Source organism: Variovorax sp. 54 (assembly GCF_002754375.1).
GTDB lineage: Bacteria > Pseudomonadota > Gammaproteobacteria > Burkholderiales > Burkholderiaceae_C > Variovorax.
This window is the reverse complement of sequence record NZ_PEFF01000001.1, coordinates 1,176,736-1,193,440: the sequence shown is the minus strand read 5'-3', so window position 1 is coordinate 1,193,440 and position 16,705 is coordinate 1,176,736. Positions and strand designations below refer to the sequence as shown.

Annotated in this window: 10 protein-coding genes; 2 read left to right on the top strand and 8 right to left on the bottom strand. The window is 69.2% G+C overall.

What is annotated here, in order from left to right; translation table 11 throughout:
* Nucleotides 1-2: 2 nt before the first annotated feature.
* Nucleotides 3-1,169 (bottom strand): sterol desaturase family protein, encoded by a 1,167-nt coding sequence (locus CLU95_RS05270; protein WP_099791073.1) that lies wholly within the window; start codon nt 1,167-1,169, stop codon nt 3-5.
* A 92-nt stretch (nt 1,170-1,261) separates the two neighbouring features.
* Between CLU95_RS05270 and CLU95_RS05265 the strand changes: the two genes are divergently transcribed.
* On the top strand, nt 1,262-5,095 hold the full coding sequence (locus tag CLU95_RS05265; RefSeq protein WP_180288549.1) for a M48 family metallopeptidase: 3,834 nt from the start codon (nt 1,262-1,264) through the stop codon (nt 5,093-5,095).
* Between the two features lie 34 nt (nt 5,096-5,129).
* On the opposite strand, the gene cobA is transcribed toward CLU95_RS05265, so the two are convergent.
* The 6 genes from cobA to nirB form a co-directional block, all read right to left on the bottom strand.
* Nucleotides 5,130-5,939, bottom strand: a complete 810-nt coding sequence (gene cobA / locus CLU95_RS05260; protein WP_099791068.1) for a uroporphyrinogen-III C-methyltransferase — start codon at nt 5,937-5,939, stop codon at nt 5,130-5,132.
* Entirely contained in the window at nt 5,936-6,841 is a 906-nt protein-coding gene (ybiB, locus tag CLU95_RS05255; RefSeq protein WP_099791066.1) for a DNA-binding protein YbiB, read from the bottom strand. Before ybiB ends, cobA begins: the two co-directional genes overlap by 4 nt.
* 175 nt (nt 6,842-7,016) lie before the next feature.
* Entirely contained in the window at nt 7,017-9,827 is a 2,811-nt protein-coding gene (locus CLU95_RS05250; RefSeq protein ID WP_099791064.1) for a nitrate reductase, read from the bottom strand.
* A 17-nt stretch (nt 9,828-9,844) separates the two neighbouring features.
* Nucleotides 9,845-10,234 (bottom strand): nitrite reductase small subunit NirD, encoded by a 390-nt coding sequence (gene nirD / locus CLU95_RS05245; protein ID WP_099791062.1) that lies wholly within the window; start codon nt 10,232-10,234, stop codon nt 9,845-9,847.
* Between the two features lie 11 nt (nt 10,235-10,245).
* On the bottom strand, nt 10,246-11,043 hold the full coding sequence (locus tag CLU95_RS05240; RefSeq protein ID WP_099791060.1) for a type IV pili methyl-accepting chemotaxis transducer N-terminal domain-containing protein: 798 nt from the start codon (nt 11,041-11,043) through the stop codon (nt 10,246-10,248).
* A 22-nt stretch (nt 11,044-11,065) separates the two neighbouring features.
* Entirely contained in the window at nt 11,066-13,498 is a 2,433-nt protein-coding gene (gene nirB / locus CLU95_RS05235) for a nitrite reductase large subunit NirB (protein WP_099791058.1), read from the bottom strand.
* Between the two features lie 64 nt (nt 13,499-13,562).
* Here nirB and CLU95_RS05230 point away from each other — a divergent pair, with 64 nt between their 5' ends.
* Entirely contained in the window at nt 13,563-15,281 is a 1,719-nt protein-coding gene (locus tag CLU95_RS05230) for a bifunctional protein-serine/threonine kinase/phosphatase (protein ID WP_099791056.1), read from the top strand.
* A gap of 20 nt (nt 15,282-15,301) precedes the next feature.
* Here CLU95_RS05230 and CLU95_RS05225 read toward each other — a convergent pair whose 3' ends face one another.
* The gene (locus CLU95_RS05225) at nt 15,302-16,564 is read right to left on the bottom strand and encodes an MFS transporter (RefSeq protein WP_099797125.1); all 1,263 of its coding nucleotides are present in this window, start codon (nt 16,562-16,564) and stop codon (nt 15,302-15,304) included.
* Nucleotides 16,565-16,705: the final 141 nt, after the last annotated feature.

Sequence of the window (16,705 nt, the reverse complement as noted above, 5' to 3'; positions counted from 1 at the left end):
GGTCATCCCTTCCAGACGAACGGGAACTTCAGCTGCTTGAAGAAGCCGTTGGGCACATAGTCGCCCAGCACGCCGTACTTCTCGGGCCAGAGCTTGGTGGTCTTCACGGCCGTGCCGAAAAGGTAGTCGAGGAAGGCGTAGTGCGCCGCGTAGTTCTTGTCGAGCGCTTCCTGGTCCTGGCTGTGGTGCCAGTGGTGGAAGTTGGGCGTCACGATGAGGTAGCGCAGCGGCCCCAGGCGCACGCTCACGTTGCAGTGGTTGAACACCGCCTGGAAGCCGACCACGACGATGTAGGCGTCGATCACGTCCTTGCTGAAGCCCAGCACGTAGATGGGCGCGAGCACCAGCGTGCGCGTGATCAGCAATTCGAGGATGTGCTGGCGCGAGCCCGCCATCCAGTCCATGCTCTTCACGCTGTGGTGCACGGCGTGCAGGCGCCACAGCACCGGCACCTCGTGGTACGCGCGGTGCGTCCAGTACTGCACGAGGTCGGCCACCAGAATGATCAGCAGAATGCCGGCCCAGAACGGCAGGTTGCCCACCCAGCCGCGGATGCCGTCGTTGGCGGCCCAGCCGAAGAGCTTGTGCACCATGAGGTTGGTGGCCAGCAGCACGAAGCCCACGATCATGTGGTTCACCACGAAGTGATGAAAGTCGGTCTGCCACTCTTCGCGGAACACGGGCTGGTCCTTGCGCAGCGCAAAGAGCTTCTCGATGAAGATGAAGATCAGCGACGAGCCCAGCAGGTCGAGGATGAACCAGTCGAGCCCGATGTACGGCGTGTGGTCGGCGAAGTCGTGCACCGGCACCTTGTGCCCGCCCAGCAGGGCCGACACCACCACCAGCAGGAACGCGGCCGACGAGAGCCAGCGCGAGCGGTTGAAGATGATGTTGACCAGCGAGAGCCCGCCCGCAATGACCAGCGCCGTCAGCAGAATGACGCGCATCACGTCGACGTTGTAGCTCTTGCGCAGCTCGGGCGTCGTCAGGTACTGCGGGAAGTGGAAGGCCAGCACGCCCAGAAAGCACAGGGCGGCGAGGCTGAAGGCAATGGTGCCCGTGACCAGCCCGCGCCCGCGGCGCAGCTCGCCGTGGCTTTCGGTGAATTCGTTGAGTTTGTCGAGCACTTTTCCCCTCTTTTTGTTTCTCTTGCGGATGTAAGAATCCATACGCAATGGGGTGGAATTATCGGTGGCATGGCCCGGCGGGTGCGACCCGGCGGTCCGAAGAACAACGGTCATTAAGAGGAAGGGGGCACAACATGGTGGATCAGCTTTATCCGGCGGGTCCCGCCGGCGCCGGGAGTCAATTGGCCAAGGCGTCGCCGGCCTACCGGCGGCATGCGTGGCTGGCCATGGTGGCCTTGCTGGTTTTCGTCGGGGCCTACCTGCTGTTCTCGGGCTGGCTGGCCTGGAAGGCCTACCTCTCGATCCGGGCCTCGGTCTACGGGTCGCGCGACGGGTTCCTGCTGCTGGTCGTGGGGGTCGGCGCCGCCTTCCTGGCGGTGTTCATGCTGAAAGCTTTGGTATTCGTCCGGCGCGGCCAGATGGACGGCCTGACCGAAATCACCGAGGCCGACCAGCCCCGGCTGTTCGCCTTTTTGTACCGGCTCGCCGACGAAGCGCGAGCCCCGCGACCGGCCAAGGTGTACGTGTCCGCGCGGGTCAATGCGGCGGTGTTCTACGACCTGTCGCTGCTCAACTTCTTCCTCCCCTCGAAGAAGAACCTCGAGATCGGGTTGCCGCTGGTCAACGTGCTGACCGTGTCCGAATTCAAGGCCGTCCTGGCGCACGAGTTCGGTCACTTCGCGCAGCGCAGCATGGCGGTCGGTCGCTGGGTCTACCTGGCGCAGCAGATCGCGGCGCACATCGTGGCCAAGCGCGACGGGCTGGACCGCTTTCTCGAAGGGCTCTCGCGCACCGACATCCGGATCGCGTGGATCGGCTGGCTGTTTTCCCTGCTGGTGTGGTCGATCCGGTCGGTGGTCGACAGCCTGTTCCGCGTTGTCGTGCTGGCCGACCGCGCGCTGTCGCGCGAGATGGAGTTCCAGGCCGACCGCGTCTCGGTCAGCCTTGCGGGCAGCGACGCGCTGATCGACGCGCTCTACAAGATGCAGGCGGCCGACAGCGCCTGGGACCGCACCCTCGACTTCGCCAACCAGCGGCTGCACAAGGGCCATGCGGCACCCGATCTCTACGACATCCAGTCGCGGATCATCCAGAAGCTGCGGGCGATCTACGACGACCCGAACTACGGCACGCCGCCGCCCGCACCGGCCGAAGGGCCGGCCACGCACCGCATCTTCAAGCGCGACCGGGTGTCGGTGTCGCGCATGTGGGCCACGCACCCGGCCAGCCACGAGCGCGAAGAGAACGCGAAGAAGGTCTACCTTCCGGCCGAGACCCGAGAGAACTCCGCGTGGGACCTGTTCGACGACGCACCGGCCTTTCGCGAGCGCAACTGCGCCGCCCTGATCAGCCACGTGGTGCCGCCCCCTATCGCCGACACGCGCGAGGCGGCAGCGCAGGCGCTCGATGCCGAGTACGACCGGGAGTCGTACAAGCGGCGTTACCGCGGCGTGTACCTGGGGCGCGCCGTCACGCGCTCGCACAACACTGCCGAGGCGCTGTTCGACCGCATCAGCGCATCGGAGGCGGCCGCAGCGCTGCCGGGGCTCTATCCCGAGTCGCTGTCGGGTGTGCTCGAACGGCTGGGCGCGCTGCGGCACGAACGCGCCACGCTGGTCGCCGTGCAGGACGGCATCGCCAAGACCGAGGGCGCGCGCCTGGAGCATCGCGGCAAGGCGATCAGGAAGCGCGAGGTGGCCGGCGCCATCGACGAAGTGGCGCAGGACATCGCAGCCGTCGAGCGCGAACTCGAAACGCACGACCGCCGCTGCCGTTCCACGCTGCACGCGCTGGCGGCGGTGCTGGGGCCCGAGTGGGAGGCCGGCTGGCTGGCCCAGTTGCGGCTGCTGCACTATGCCGAGCATGCCGAGGCGAACCTGATCGACCTGCAGGAAACGACGATCAACACGCTGACCATGGTCACGGCCAAGCGCAAGACCAACGAGGCCGAGGCCCGGCGCGTGCTGGCAGATGCCAGCGCGCTTTTCAGCGGCATGGCCGAGATCGCCAAGGACGCGCCAACCCTCGAGGCCGGCCCCCAGGCGCTGGCGTTGATGGGCCGCGAGAGCTGGGCGGCCACGGTGGGCGAGTTCAGCTTCGGCTACCCGACGCGGGAGAACATCAACGAATGGCTCCGCGCGTCGGACAGCTGGGTCCGCCCCATGGTGCGCGCGCTGGGCAGCCTGCGCCGGGCCGCGCTCGACCAGTTGCTGACCACCGAGGCCAGCCTCGCCGACGTCGCACTGACACAGCAAGCCCCCACCGGTGATGCGCCCGCCGCACCGGTGGTGCCCGCGACGTACACGACGCTGATGAACGGGCAGGAGCGTCCGCGCCAGAAGAAGCTCGATGCCTGGTCGCGCTTCCAGACAGCAGACGGCTGGTGGGCCGGCGGGGCGCGCCTGGTCGTCGCGGGCGGCGTGATCGCGAGCCTCATGGGCATCAGCACCACGCTCGGCAGCGCCAGCGTGATCGCCTACAACGGCCTCGACCGCGAGGTGAAGGTGCACGTGGGTAGCCACAGCGCAACGCTCGCACCGGGCGGCAAGCGGGCTTTCGAGGTCGAGGCAGACAAGCCCATCGAACTGGGCGCACGCACGGCGCAAGGACAGGAGATCGAATCCTTCTCGGCCAACCCCGAGCTGGTCGGCGTGCGCTACGTCTACAACGTGGCCGGCGCGGCGCCGATGGTGGCGTGGACGGCGGTGTACGGCAACGCGGTCGCACCGCCCGAGCGCCCGCTGGGCGCGCCGCGCTGGTCATCGCAGTCGGCGGATGCCCTGTTCGAAGAGCCGCCGCGGCAGATCAGCACCAAGGGGGGCGGCGGCACCCGGTCGGTCGTCAGCTTTCCGGCGTCGCAGTCGGCCAGCCTTCACCTGAACATGATGCCGGCGGGCGGGGACCGCAAGGCGCTGGTCGAAGCGCACGCCCGGTGGGACTCGGTCCAGTCGGCCTACCTGATCGAGTGGCTGAACGTCTCGGAGCAGGAACTGGCCGAGGGGTACGCGAAGGTCATCGCCTCGCGCCTGGCGCGCGATCCCCTCGAGATCGCGTCGCTGCGTGAGCAGCAATCGCTGGCCATCACGCCGGAGGCGAAGGAACGGGTCTGCGCGCAGCACCGTGCGCTGGCCGCAGCGAATCCCGCTGTGGGCGACTTGGCCTACCTGGTCGTGCGGTGCATCGCCGACCCGGCCGCGAAGGATGTCGCCTTCAAGAAAGGCGCCGCCGAGCATCCCGACAGCGCCTGGTTCGCCTATGCCGCCGGGCACGTCTGGGCCGGCGAGCAGGCCTGGGTCGAAGCCCGCCGCGCCTATGAGAAGGCAGGTGCCAAGGTGCCGTTCATGGGCAATATCGCCGCGGCAGACCTGGCGCGCATCCGCCGCATCGAGCAGGGCGAGGCCGTGTCTATCGACGACCTGTTGGCCAGGTCCGACTACCTGCGGATGCAGCGGACCCTGCAGCTCGGCAAGGACGTGCCCGCCACCAGCCCCGCACGCGGCTATGTGGAGCTGGGGCAGGGGCATCTGGACAAGGCCTTCGACATCGCCACGGTCGCTTCGCAGCCGCAGGCCCGCCTCGTGCTGATGGTCGGAGCATCGGATGGTGCCAGCCAGAAGCAGGTCGGCAAGGCGCTCGAAGCTGCGCGGGCCATCACGCCGGACGACTTCGAATCGCTCTGGCCGGCCATCGGGCTGGCGATCCGGCATGGCCGGCCGGTCGACAAGTCGATGCTGGCGCTGAAGAACCTGTCGCCGGACGATGCCGACAGGCTGCGCGCCTTCGTGACCGCGCTCGAAACCAGCAAGGACACCCGCAGCGCGGAGGCCGCGCTGGCCGGCCTCACGCCGCAGGTGCGCGCGCAGGCCTACTGTGCGGGGTTGGTGGCGTTGGGGTCTCGTGCGCCGGCGCAGTGGCGCACCTTCGTCAAGCGGGCCCTGTTTCCGGCGGAGCACCCGTACTTCGGGTGAGGCGACAACGGCGGCAACGGACCGCCGGGTCCGCTCAGGTGCCGAAGCGGTCCTGGTCCAGGGGCGCGGGCAGCGCCGCTGCGGCGAACCCCCGCAGCACATCCCCCACCACGATCACCGCCGGGCTGCCCAGCCCGGCGTCTGCGATGCGGGCCTGCAGGCCCTGCAGCGTGGTCACGAGGTGGCGCTGGTGCGGCAGGCTCGCGTGCTGCACCACGGCCACGGGCGTGTCGCCCGGCAGGCCGTGCAGCAGTTCGCGCTCGATGTGGCCGGCGCCCGAGACGCCCATGTAGATCACGAGCGTCAGGCGCGCGTTGTGCGCCGTGGCGGCCAGCGCGCGCCAGTCGGTCGGGTCTTCGGCCGCGCCGGCGCCGGTCTTGGCGTGGCCGGTGACGAAGACCACGCCCTGCGCATGGTCGCGGTGGGTGAGCGGCACGCCCAGCGAGGTCACGGCGGCCAGGCCGGCGGTGATGCCGTTGACCACCGCGCATTCGATGCCGGCCTCGCGCAGGTGTTCCACCTCTTCGCCGCCGCGCCCGAAGATGAACGGGTCGCCGCCCTTGAGGCGCACCACGGTCTCGCCTTCGCGCACGGCCGTGATCATGAGCCGCTCGATGAAGGCCTGCGGCGTGCTCTTGCAGCCGCCGCGCTTGCCCACGTGCACGATGCGCGCGCCGGGCCGGGCGTAGGCCTGGAGCACGGCGTCGTTCACGAGGTCGTCGACCAGCAGCACCGTGGCGGCCTGGATCGCCTTGACGGCCTTGACGGTTAGCAGCTCGGGGTCGCCGGGGCCGGCGCCCACCAGCGTGCAGCGGCCGGTGATGAGGGTGGAGGGGGTGTTCATGCGTGGGAGGCCAGTTCGGTGATGTGCCTGACTTGCGTCGCGATGGCTTCGGGCACGGGAAGCTCGCCGGCCAGCACGCGCCGCGTGTAGTCGGCCGTGGTGGCGACGTCGATTTCTTTCGGCAGCCCGGGCACGTCGGCGGCGGTGCCGGCGGCCTGGGCCTGGAGTTCGCTGCGCACGCCGCGCACGAAGCCGTCGATCTGGGCGGTGCGACGCGGGTCGGAGACCACCTCGCCTTCGAGGCCGCGCGAGAGCAGGGCGGTCATGCCCGTGAGCTCGAAGGTCTCGCCCATCGTGCGGGCGTATTCGGGGTGCGTGTAGCTGGCCACCACCACGCAGGGGCCGGTGGTCGGGCGCATCAGCTTGACCACGCTGTGGCCGGGGTTGCGCAGGCCCACCACGCGGCGCACGTCGAGCAGGCGCTTGAGCGCGGGGTTCAGCAGCTCGGTCGGGGCAAAGCCCACCTGGCCGGCGGCAAGCGGGGTGAGCGTGGTCATCGGGGGCATGTCCAGGGCTGAAAGCACGTTCGATGCCAGTACGCGCGAGGTTTCGCTCGCGCTGCCGTGCACCAGCACCGCCAGGCCTTCGCGCGCCAGCAGCAGCGCCAGCAGCGGCGTGAGCACCGGCAGCTTGCGCGCGCCGTTGTAGCTGGGCAGCGCGATCAGCGGGCCGCCGAGCGTCGTCACGGGGTTCAGTCGCGCGTGCGTGGCGTCGAGAAAGCCGGCCATTTCTTCGGGCGTCTCGCCCTTGATGCGCATGGCGAGGCAGAAGCCGCCGATTTCCAGGTCGGTGACCGTGCCGTCCAGCACCTGGCCGAACAGGTCGCAGGCCTGCTCGCGCGTGAGCGGACGGGCGCCTCGCGCGCCGCGGCCGATTTCCTTGATGTAGTGGCTGATTCCCATGGGTAGGCGGATTGTCCTGCAACGCTTATGCCGGAATGTGAGTCGGCTTATGCCTTTGTCTTGCGCCTTCCCCCGCTGGGGGAAGGTTGGGAGGGGGGCAGGCAGAGCGCTCGATGGATGCGCCGCTTGCCCCACCCCCGCCCTCCCCCGGAAGGGGCGGGAGAAACACACAGGATCACGGGGTTTCCGCCATCGCCTCGGCAGGCGTCACGCGGATCATCCGTTTCAACTCCGGCACGCACGAGCCGCAGTTGGTGCCGCATTTCAGCGCGCCCTGCAGCACGGCGAGCCGCTCGTCGGGGCTGCCGGTGCAGCGCACCAGCTCGGCCTCGATGGCGCGGTCGGTCACGTTGAAGCAGGCGCACACCGGCTTGCCGCGCGACTGCACGGCCACCGGCGCGCGGGCGCCCGGCGACAGCAGCAGGCGGCCGTAGCTCTGCGCGGGCAGTTCCTCGCGCAGCAGGGTGGCGATCCAGGCCTCGGCGCTGGTGTCGCCGCCCAGCAGGAAGGCTTCGAGCCCGGCGCTGCCGTCGGCGCGGCGCACCAGCCGCGCGGCACGGCGCTGGCCGCGGCGGTGGTCGGCGTAGCGCAGGGTGTCGGTGGTCTGCAGGCCCAGCAGGGCTTCGATCTGGCCGACCAGCGCGGCGTCGGGCGCGTCGTGCGCGGCGGCGCGAAAGAGCACGCCGCTGCGTTCTTCTTCGCCCTGCGCATTGCTCGCGAACGGCACGCAGGTGGCGAAGGGGAACAGCGCCATCAGCGGCTGCAGCGCCCGCTGCGCCGTGAGCGCGTCGCCGGCGGGCAGCCAGGCCATGGCCAGCAGCGACCACAGCAGCTCGGCCTTGAGGATCTTCACGGGCGTGTGCTTGAGCTCGGGCTGCTTCGAGGTCGGGCAGTAGGCCGGCGTGGTGAGTGCATTGATGCCCGCGAGCCGCACGCCGGTCGACGAGCAACCGCTCAGGTATTCCTCGCCCCAGTGCATGGCAACGAAGGCCTGGCTCAGGCCGATCTCGGCGCTGGCGCGCGCCGGCAGCAGGATCGAGCCGCGCTTGGACGTGAGGTGCACCAGGTCGCCCTCGGCGATCTGGCGGCGCGCCATGTCCTGTGCGTTCATCTGCACCATGGGCTCGGCCACGTGGCCGAACAGCTTGCCGACCGTGCCGGTGCGGCTCATGCCGTGCCACTGATCGCGCAGCCGGCCGGTGTTCAGCGAGAAGGGGTAGCGCGCCTCGCGCGCCTCTGCGACGGGTTTGTAGGGCGTGTCGACAAAGCGCGCGCGGCCGTCGGGCGTGGGGAACACGCCGTCTTCGTACAGGCGCACGCGGCCGGTGCTGTCGCCTTCCTTCAGCGGCCACTGCTGCGGGCCGGCGCTTTCGAGCATCGCGTAGCTCAGGCCGGTGATGTCGAGGTCGCGCCCGCGCGTCGATTCGCGGTGCTCGTTCCAGACCGACTCGGCGCTGTCGTAAGGGAACAGCGTGAAGCTGCGGCCCAGCTGCCGTTCGAGCCGGTGCGCGAAGGCCATCGCGATCGACCAGTCGTTGCGCGCCTCGCCCGGTGCCGGCACAGCCGGGCGCACGCGCGAGATGCGGCGCTCGCTGTTGGTCACGGTGCCTTCCTTCTCGCCCCAGGTGGTGGCGGGCAGCAGCAGATCGGCAAAGGCGCAGGTGGCGGTGGTGGCGAAGGCTTCCTGCACCACGACGAACTCGGCGCGTTCGAGCGCGCGGCGCACCGTGGCCTGATCGGGCATCGACTGGGCGGGGTTGGTGCAGGCGATCCACAGCGCGCGGATCTCACCGTCGGCCGCGGCCTGGAACATCTCGACCGCCGTCTTGCCGGGCTTCTCGGGCACCGAGCGTCCTTCACGATCCAGGCCCCACAGCGCGGCCACTTCGGCGCGGTGCTCGGGGTTCGCCAGGTCGCGGTGCGCGCTCAGCAGGTTGGCCAGGCCGCCCACCTCGCGCCCGCCCATCGCATTGGGCTGGCCCGTGAGCGAGAACGGGCCGGCGCCGGGCTTGCCGATCTGGCCCGTGGCCAGGTGCAGGTTGATGAGCGCGGCGTTCTTCGCCGTGCCGCTGGACGACTGGTTCAGGCCCTGGCAGTACAGGCTCAGCGTCGCGGGCGAGGTGGCGAACATCCGCGCCGCCGCGAGCAGGTCGTCCTTCGGAATGCCGCAGACCTGCGCCACCTTGTCGGGCGTGCACTCGCGCACCGTGGCCTTCAGCGCGTCGAAGCCGTTGGTGCGGGCCGCGATGTAGGCGGTGTCGGTCCAGCCTTCCCACAGCATCAGGTGCAGCATGCCGTGGAACAGCATCACGTCGGTGCCGGGCTGGATCGGCAGGAACAGGTCGGCGATCTCGACCGTGTCGGTGCGGCGCGGGTCGGCCACGACGATCTTCAGTGCCGGGTTCGCGGCCTTCGCGTCCTCGATGCGGCGGAAAAGAATGGGGTGCGCCCACGCCGTGTTGCTGCCCACGATGAACAGGCACTCGGCGTGTTTCAGGTCGTCGTAGCAGGCCGGCGGCGCATCGGCGCCCAGCGTCTGCTTGTAGCCGGCCACGGCGCTGCTCATGCACAGGCGCGAGTTGGTGTCGATGTTGTTGGTGCCGACCAGGCCCTTGGCCAGTTTGTTGAAGACGTAGTAGTCCTCGGTGAGCAACTGGCCCGACACATAGAAACCGACCGCATCGGGGCCATGGTCGCGCACCACCTGTGCGAACTTGCCGGCGGCGTTGTCGAGTGCGGTGTCCCACGTCACTGCCGCGGGTGCTTCCCCGCGCACGAGGCGCTGCATCGGCTGCAGCAGCCGCGTCTGGCGCGTGACGGTCGCGCTGGCCGTGAGGTGCAGCGTCGAGCCCTTGCTGCACAGGCGCCCGAAGTTGGCCGGGTGGTCGGGGTCGCCGCGCACGCCGGTGATCTGCGCGCCGTCGGATTCGATGATCACACCGCAGCCCACGCCGCAGTAGGGGCAGGTGGACTTCGTTTCGTTCATGGGGGGCGCGGCCGGTCTCAAGCGGAAACGAGCGCGATGGTGCGCGCGGGGCCGGCCACGGGGCGGGGCAGGTCGATGGCGTGCGTCGCCAGTTCGTGCGCATCGAGATGCACCACGCCGTCCGTCACCTGCACCGCGAACTTCGGCGTGCAGCCTTCGTCGGGCGACTTGGCGCACCCGTCGTCCAGCCCGATGGCCCAGTTGTGCAGCGGGCAGGCCACGCTGGTGCCGAACACGATGCCCTGGCTCAGCGGGCCGCCCTTGTGCGGGCAGCGGTCGAGCAGTGCGAAGACCTGGTTGTCGGCGTTGCGGAACACGGCAACGTCCACACCTTCAGGGCGCGTCACGCGGCGCGCACCGAGCACGGGAATGTCGTCGATGCGGCAGATGGCTTTCCATTCGCTCATGGTGGGGCTCTCTAGGTTTTGAGGTCGGAATACAGGCCGGTCACGCGGTCCATGATGGCGAGCAGGTTCTCGCTGGTCACGAACACGTCGGACATGTGGGCAGGCGAGGCTCCGGCGCCTTCGAGGCGCTGGAGCCCGCGGTTGAAGAACATCCATTGCGCGTCGGCCAGCACCAGCTCCTGGCGGATCTGCGCGGTGGCTTCGGGTGCGTTGCGCAGAATTTCCAGCGCGCTCAGGAATTCGGCGCGCGACCGGGCGATCTCTGCTGCGCTGCCGGCCGCATCGATCTGCATCGCGCCGGCCAGGTAGAACTTGGCCATGCGCTGCGACAGCATGCGCTGCCGGCCCGCGATGTTGACCAGCCGGCCCACGGGCTTGCCCGAGGCGGCTTCGTACTGCGCGGTGCCCTGGTTCGCGAGTGCGAGCACGGTGGCGTCGAGCTTCACCACCTTGGCGGCTTCGTCCTTGCCCGGCGTTGCGCTGGTGAGCTCGCGCTTGAAGTCGTTCCAGCTGCCGTCGAGCGCGTCATAGGTGCCGCGGATCGTGGCGTTCGGCGCGAAGGCCTTGAGTTCGCCCAGTTGCTTTTCGAACAGCGCGATCGATCTGTCGAGCACCTGCTGCGCGCTGCGCGGCTCCACCTTCTGCAAGAGCGCCAGGTAGGCCTTGCTCGCGCGCTGCGACAGCATGCGCTGGCGGCCCGCCTTGTTGATGGCATCGTTGAGGTCGGCCACCTGGGCGCGGGCGCTCACCCCCGTCAGGGAGGTCAGGGAGGTCAGCGCGGCGGCGGCGATGAAGTGTCTTCGTTTCAAGCGTCTTTCTCCCCCCTTGCGCTCAGGCCGACAGCGGCTCGAACTGCCGCACGTCCACCGAGGCCTGGGCCGACTCGAACCACGGATCGGGTTCGCCGTCGAGCGAGAACTGCAGCCGCTCCCACAGCGCCTTGCGGCCCTCGGCGTCTTCGAGGATCTTCTTCTTCACGTAGTCCAGGCCCACGCGGCCGATGTAGTGCACCGTGCGCTCCAGGTACCAGCCTTCCTCGCGATACAGCTGCAGGAAGGCGCCGGTGAACTCCATCACTTCCTCGCTGGTCTTCACCTTCACGAGGAACTGCGCCACCTCGGTCTTGATGCCGCCGTTGCCGCCCACGTAGAGCTCCCAGCCCGAGTCGACGCCGATCACGCCCACGTCCTTGATGCCGGCCTCGGCGCAGTTGCGCGGGCAGCCCGACACGGCCAGCTTGACCTTGTGCGGCGAGTACATGGCCCACAGCGCGCGCTCCAGGTCCTTGCCCATCTGCGTGGAGTCTTGCGTGCCGAAGCGGCACCACTCGCTGCCCACGCAGGTCTTCACCGTGCGCAGCGACTTGGCATAGGCAAAGCCCGAGGGCATGCCGATATCCTTCCACACGCCTTCGAGGTCTTCCTTCTTCACGCCCAAGAGGTCGATGCGCTGGCCGCCCGTGACCTTGACGGTCGGGATCTTGTACTTGTCGGCCGCGTCGGCAATACGGCGCAGCTCGTCGGGTGTGGTGTGGCCGCCCCACATGCGCGGAATGACCGAGTAGGTGCCGTCCTTCTGGATGTTGGCGTGGCTGCGTTCGTTGATGAAGCGGCTCTGCGGATCGTCCTTCGCCTCTTTGGGCCAGGTGCTGATCAGGTAGTAGTTGATGGCCGGGCGGCAGGTGGCGCAGCCGTTGGGCGTGCGCCAGCCGAGGTTGCGGTAGACCTCGTCGTGCGTCAGGAAGTGCTCCTTGCGGATGGCGTCGCGCACGTCCTGGTGGCTCACGTCGGTGCAGCCGCACACGGCCTTCTTCTTCGGCGTGGCCGAGTAGTCGCCGCCGGCCGTGAACATCAGGATCTGCTCGACCAGCCCGGTGCACGAGCCGCAGCTGGCGCTGGCCTTGGTGTGCTTCTTCACCTCGTCGAGCGTGAACAGGCCTTTCTCCTTGATGGCCTTGCAGATGGTGCCCTTGTTCACGCCGTTGCAGCCGCACACCTCGGCGTCGTCGGGCATGCTTGCGGCCTTGCTGTGGCCCTCGTGGCCGGTGTCGCCGATGTTCGATTCGCCGAACATCAGCTTGTCGCGGATGTCGTGCACGCTGCGCCCGTCGCGCAGCAGCTTGAAGTACCAGCTGCCGTCGACCGTGTCGCCGTACAGGCAGGCGCCGATCAGCTTGTCGTCTTTCAGCACCAGCTTCTTGTAGACACCGCCGAAGGGGTCGCTCATCACGATTTCTTCGGTGCCTTCGCCGCCCATGAACTCGCCGGCACTGAACAGGTCGATGCCCGTCACCTTGAGCTTGGTGGACGTGAGCGACCCGAGGTAGCGGCCGATGCCGAACAGCGCCAGGTGGTTGGCCGCCACCTTGGCCTGCTCGAACAGCGGTGCGACCAGGCCGTAGGCGATGCCGCGGTGCGCCGCGCATTCGCCCACCGAGTAGATGCGCGCGTCGGTCACGGTCTGCATGGTGTCGGTCACGACGATGCCGCGGTTGCAGTGCAGACGCATCTTCTCGGCCAGATCGACATTGGGGCGGATGCCCACGGCCATGACCACGAGGTCGGCCGCGACTTCGGTGCCGTCCTTGAAGCGGATGGCTTTCACGCGGCCATCGTCGCCGCCGACGAGGTCTTGCGTCTGCGCGCCCATGAGGAACTTCAGGCCGCGGTCTTCGAGCGACTTCTGCAGCAGCTTGCCCGCCACATCGTCGAGCTGGCGTTCCATGAGCCAGGGCATCACGTGCACCACCGTCACGGTCATGCCGCGCAGCATCAGGCCGTTGGCCGCTTCGAGCCCGAGCAGGCCGCCGCCGATGACCACGGCGTTCTTGTGCGTGCGCGCGGTCTCGATCATGTAGTCGGTGTCGGCGATGTCGCGGTAGGCGATCACGCCCTTCAGGTCCTTGCCGGGCACAGGCAGCATGGAGGGGTTGGAGCCGGTGCACATCAGCAGGCGGTCGTAGGCGGCTTCGGTGCCGTCTTCGGCGCGCACGATGCGCTTGACGCGGTCGACCTCCACCACCTTCTTGCCGGCATGCAGCGTGATGTGGTTGTCCGAGTACCACTCCCAGCTGTTGAGCACGATCTCGTCGACCGTCTGCTCGCCCGCGAGCACCGGCGACAGCAGGATGCGGTTGTAGTTGGGATGCGGCTCGGCGCCGAAGACGGTGATGTCGTACAGATCGGGGGCGATCTTCAGCAGCTCTTCGAGCGTGCGCACGCCGGCCATGCCGTTGCCGACCATCACGAGTTTCATTTTCTTCATGGGGCTGGACCTTTCAGGGAAATCAAGCGAACGACAGCCCGTGGCGCGCGGTCAGAATCGCGCCATGAGCTTTGAAGTGGACATTGGCTACAGCAGCCAGCGCGGGCCGCGCGAGGTGAACGAAGACTTCGCCGGCACGGTGCATGCGCCGGTCGGCGACGAAGCGCGCGGGCTCATCGCGGCGATTGCCGACGGTGTCTCCAGCGGCGGGCGCGGCCGTGAGGCGGCGCAGACCACGGTGATGGGTTTGCTGGCCGACTACTTCGCGACGCCCGCCACCTGGGAGCCGACCGCCGCGCTCGACCGCCTGATCGGCGCACAGAACGGCTGGCTCGCCGACCACAACCGCCGGCGCCAAGGCAAGCAGGAGGGCGCCGGCACCGCACTCACCACGCTCACCGCCCTGGTGCTGCACGGCCAGAGCTACACGCTGGCCCACGTGGGCGACACGCGCGCCTGGCGCGTGCGCGCCGACGGCGAGCCCGCGCAGCTGCTCACGCAGGACCATGCCTTCGACCACCCCGACATGCGCAGCCGACTCACGCGCGCCATCGGCCTGGACGACCAGGTGCGCATCGACTACATGCAGGGCGACGTGCGGGTGGGCGACTGCTTCGTGCTCAGCACCGATGGCGTGCACGGCGTGCTCAAGCCGCAGCAGGTGGCTGCGCTCGCACTGCAGGGCGACGCCGAGGCAGCAAGCGAAGCGCTGGTGCAGGCCGCGCTGGCCGCCGGCACGCGCGACAACGCGACCGCGCTGGTGATCCGCGTGGTGGGGCTCGATGCGCGCCAGCTCGACGACGAACTCGGCGACGGCCGCCGCCTCGCACCGCCGCCCGTGCTCAAGGTGGGCGACGTGCTCGACGGCTACGTCATCACCGCGCCCGTCGCCGACACCGGCGTGCATTTGCTCTACCAGGCGCGCCATCCGGTCACGCGCGAGCTGGTCGCGCTCAAGACCTTGCACCCCTCGCGCGCCAGCGACCCGCAGGAGCGCGCGATGCTGGCGCACGAAGCCTGGCTGGGGCAGCGCGTGGGGCAGGGCGGCGGCTTCGTGCGCGTGCACGAGCGCGCGCCGGACGCCAGCGCGCTGTACATCGTGTTCGACTGGCACGGCGGGCGCACGCTCGAGCAGATGCGCAAGGACGGCGCGCGCGGCACCGTGGCCGAGGTGGTCGCCGCGGCCATCGAGGTGAGCCGCGCGCTCGGGCGGCTGCACCGCCATGGCGTGATCCACCGCGACATCAAGCCCGGCAACCTGCACCGGGGCGACGACGGACGCTGGCGCATCCTCGACCTGGGCGTGGCGGTCTCGGGTCGCGAGGGCGCGGCGCAGCGCGAGCTGCATGCGGGCACGCCGAGCTACATCAACCCCGAGCAGTGGGAAGAGGGGGGCGTGGCCGATGCGGGCAGCGATCTGTTCGCGCTCGGCGCCACGCTCTACCAATGGCTCGGCGGACACCTGCCCTACGGAGAGATCGAGCCCTACCAGGTGGCGCGCTACCGGCGCGACCCGGTCGCGCTCTCGCGCCTGCGGCCCGACGTGCCCGTGTGGCTCGACCACCTCGTGCGCAAGGCCGTGGCCCGCGATCCGCGCGAACGCTTCGAGACCGCCGAGGAGATGCTGCTCGCGCTGGAGCGCGGCGCCTCGCGCCCCGTGAACGCGCCCGCCGCCACGCCGCTGATCCGCCGTGACCCGCTCGCGCTGTACCAGCTCGCGCTCGGCGTGTCGGTGCTGTTCAACGTGTTGCTCATCGTGTGGCTGCTGTTCCTGCCACGTTGAGCGGAGGCGGGCGAAAGGGCTCATGAGCGGGCGGCCTTGCGAACGGGCGAGGGCTTCGCAGCAGGGGCCGGTGTGACACGCGCGCGGCCACCCTTTTCGGCCCAGGTGCGTGTCCAGCGGATCTGCATCACGCGCATCACGCCCAGCATCACGAGCGACAGCAGCGCGAAGAACACGAAGCCCCAGGCATAGCTGCCCAGGTACTGCTTCGACAGGCCCATGGCGTTGGGCACGAGGCCGCCGCCGAGGGCGCCGATCTCGCCGATCATCGAACCGGCCACCGCCGTGCTCGCGGGCCAGCGCAGCGGCACCAGCTGGAACAGCGCGCCGTTGCCCGCGCCCAGCGCGGCGAAGCACACGATCAGCAACAACGTGGTGAGCGCCAGCGAGCCCGACGAGAAGCCCACGAGCACGAGGCCCACGGCCACCACCAGCAGCACCACCGTGAGCGTGTTGACGCCGCCCCAGCGGTCGGACAGCCAGCCGCCCACGATGCGCACCGCCGCGCCCATGAAGGCCGCGAGCATCGTCAGCTGGCCGGCCTGCACCTTGCTCACGCCGAACTGGTCGTAGTAGTACGAAGGCAGGAAGGTGGTCAGGCCGATGAAGCCGCCGAAGGTCACGCCGTAGATCAGGCTGAAGACCCAGCCGTCTTTTTCGAAGAGGCAGGCGATGTGTTCGCGGAAGCTGCCGTGGGGGTCCACATCGGGTGGCTCCTTGGCGAACACCACCATCACCACCATCGGGATCAGGATCGCGACCGCGGCCACGCCGTACACCGCCTGCCAGCCGAGCCACAGTGCGAGCGGCGGCGCCACCAGCACCGACACCGCCGTGCCCACGTTGCCCGCACCCACCAGGCCCATGGCCAGGCCCTTGTGCTGCGGCGGGAACCAGCCCGAGCCCAGCGACAGCGCCACGCCGAAGCTCGCGCCGGCAATGCCCAGCAGCACGCCCATGGCGAGCAGGTCGTTGAAGCTCTTCACGAAGAAGAAGCCGAACAGCATCGCCACGGCGATGAGGCCCATCTCGACCAGCGTGGCCTTCTTGCGGCCGATGTACTGCGAAAGCAGGCCCAGCGGAAAGCGCATGAGCGCGCCCGCGATGATCGGCACCGACAGCATCAGGCCCTTCTGCGCGGGCGAGAGGTCGAAGGTCTCGCCGATGAAGGGCGCCATGGCGCCGTTGAGCACCCAGATGCAGCAGGAGAACGAGAAGTACAGGAAGGCCGCGAACAGGGTCGGACTGTGGCCTGACTGCAAGAAATTCCTGAAACCGGACATGGTGTTCAAAGGTGCAAAAAGCCGCGGCCCGGCCTGGGGCAGGCCGTGTCGACGGACGGGGTGGGGGTCGGGGTGCCGGCAGCGGACGCTGTCGGCGTGGGGGTGTGCCCGGCCTGAGCGCGGCCGGGCGGGATGCAGGAG

Coding starts and splice junctions, on each gene's coding strand:
- CLU95_RS05270 (WP_099791073.1), bottom strand. CDS start 1,169: ATGGATTCTTACATCCGCAAGAGAAACAAAAAGAGGGGAAAAGTGCTC.
- CLU95_RS05265 (WP_180288549.1), top strand. CDS start 1,262: ATGGTGGATCAGCTTTATCCGGCGGGTCCCGCCGGCGCCGGGAGTCAA.
- cobA (WP_099791068.1), bottom strand. CDS start 5,939: ATGAACACCCCCTCCACCCTCATCACCGGCCGCTGCACGCTGGTGGGC.
- ybiB (WP_099791066.1), bottom strand. CDS start 6,841: ATGGGAATCAGCCACTACATCAAGGAAATCGGCCGCGGCGCGCGAGGC.
- CLU95_RS05250 (WP_099791064.1), bottom strand. CDS start 9,827: ATGAACGAAACGAAGTCCACCTGCCCCTACTGCGGCGTGGGCTGCGGT.
- nirD (WP_099791062.1), bottom strand. CDS start 10,234: ATGAGCGAATGGAAAGCCATCTGCCGCATCGACGACATTCCCGTGCTC.
- nirB (WP_099791058.1), bottom strand. CDS start 13,498: ATGAAGAAAATGAAACTCGTGATGGTCGGCAACGGCATGGCCGGCGTG.
- CLU95_RS05230 (WP_099791056.1), top strand. CDS start 13,563: ATGAGCTTTGAAGTGGACATTGGCTACAGCAGCCAGCGCGGGCCGCGC.
- CLU95_RS05225 (WP_099797125.1), bottom strand. CDS start 16,564: ATGTCCGGTTTCAGGAATTTCTTGCAGTCAGGCCACAGTCCGACCCTG.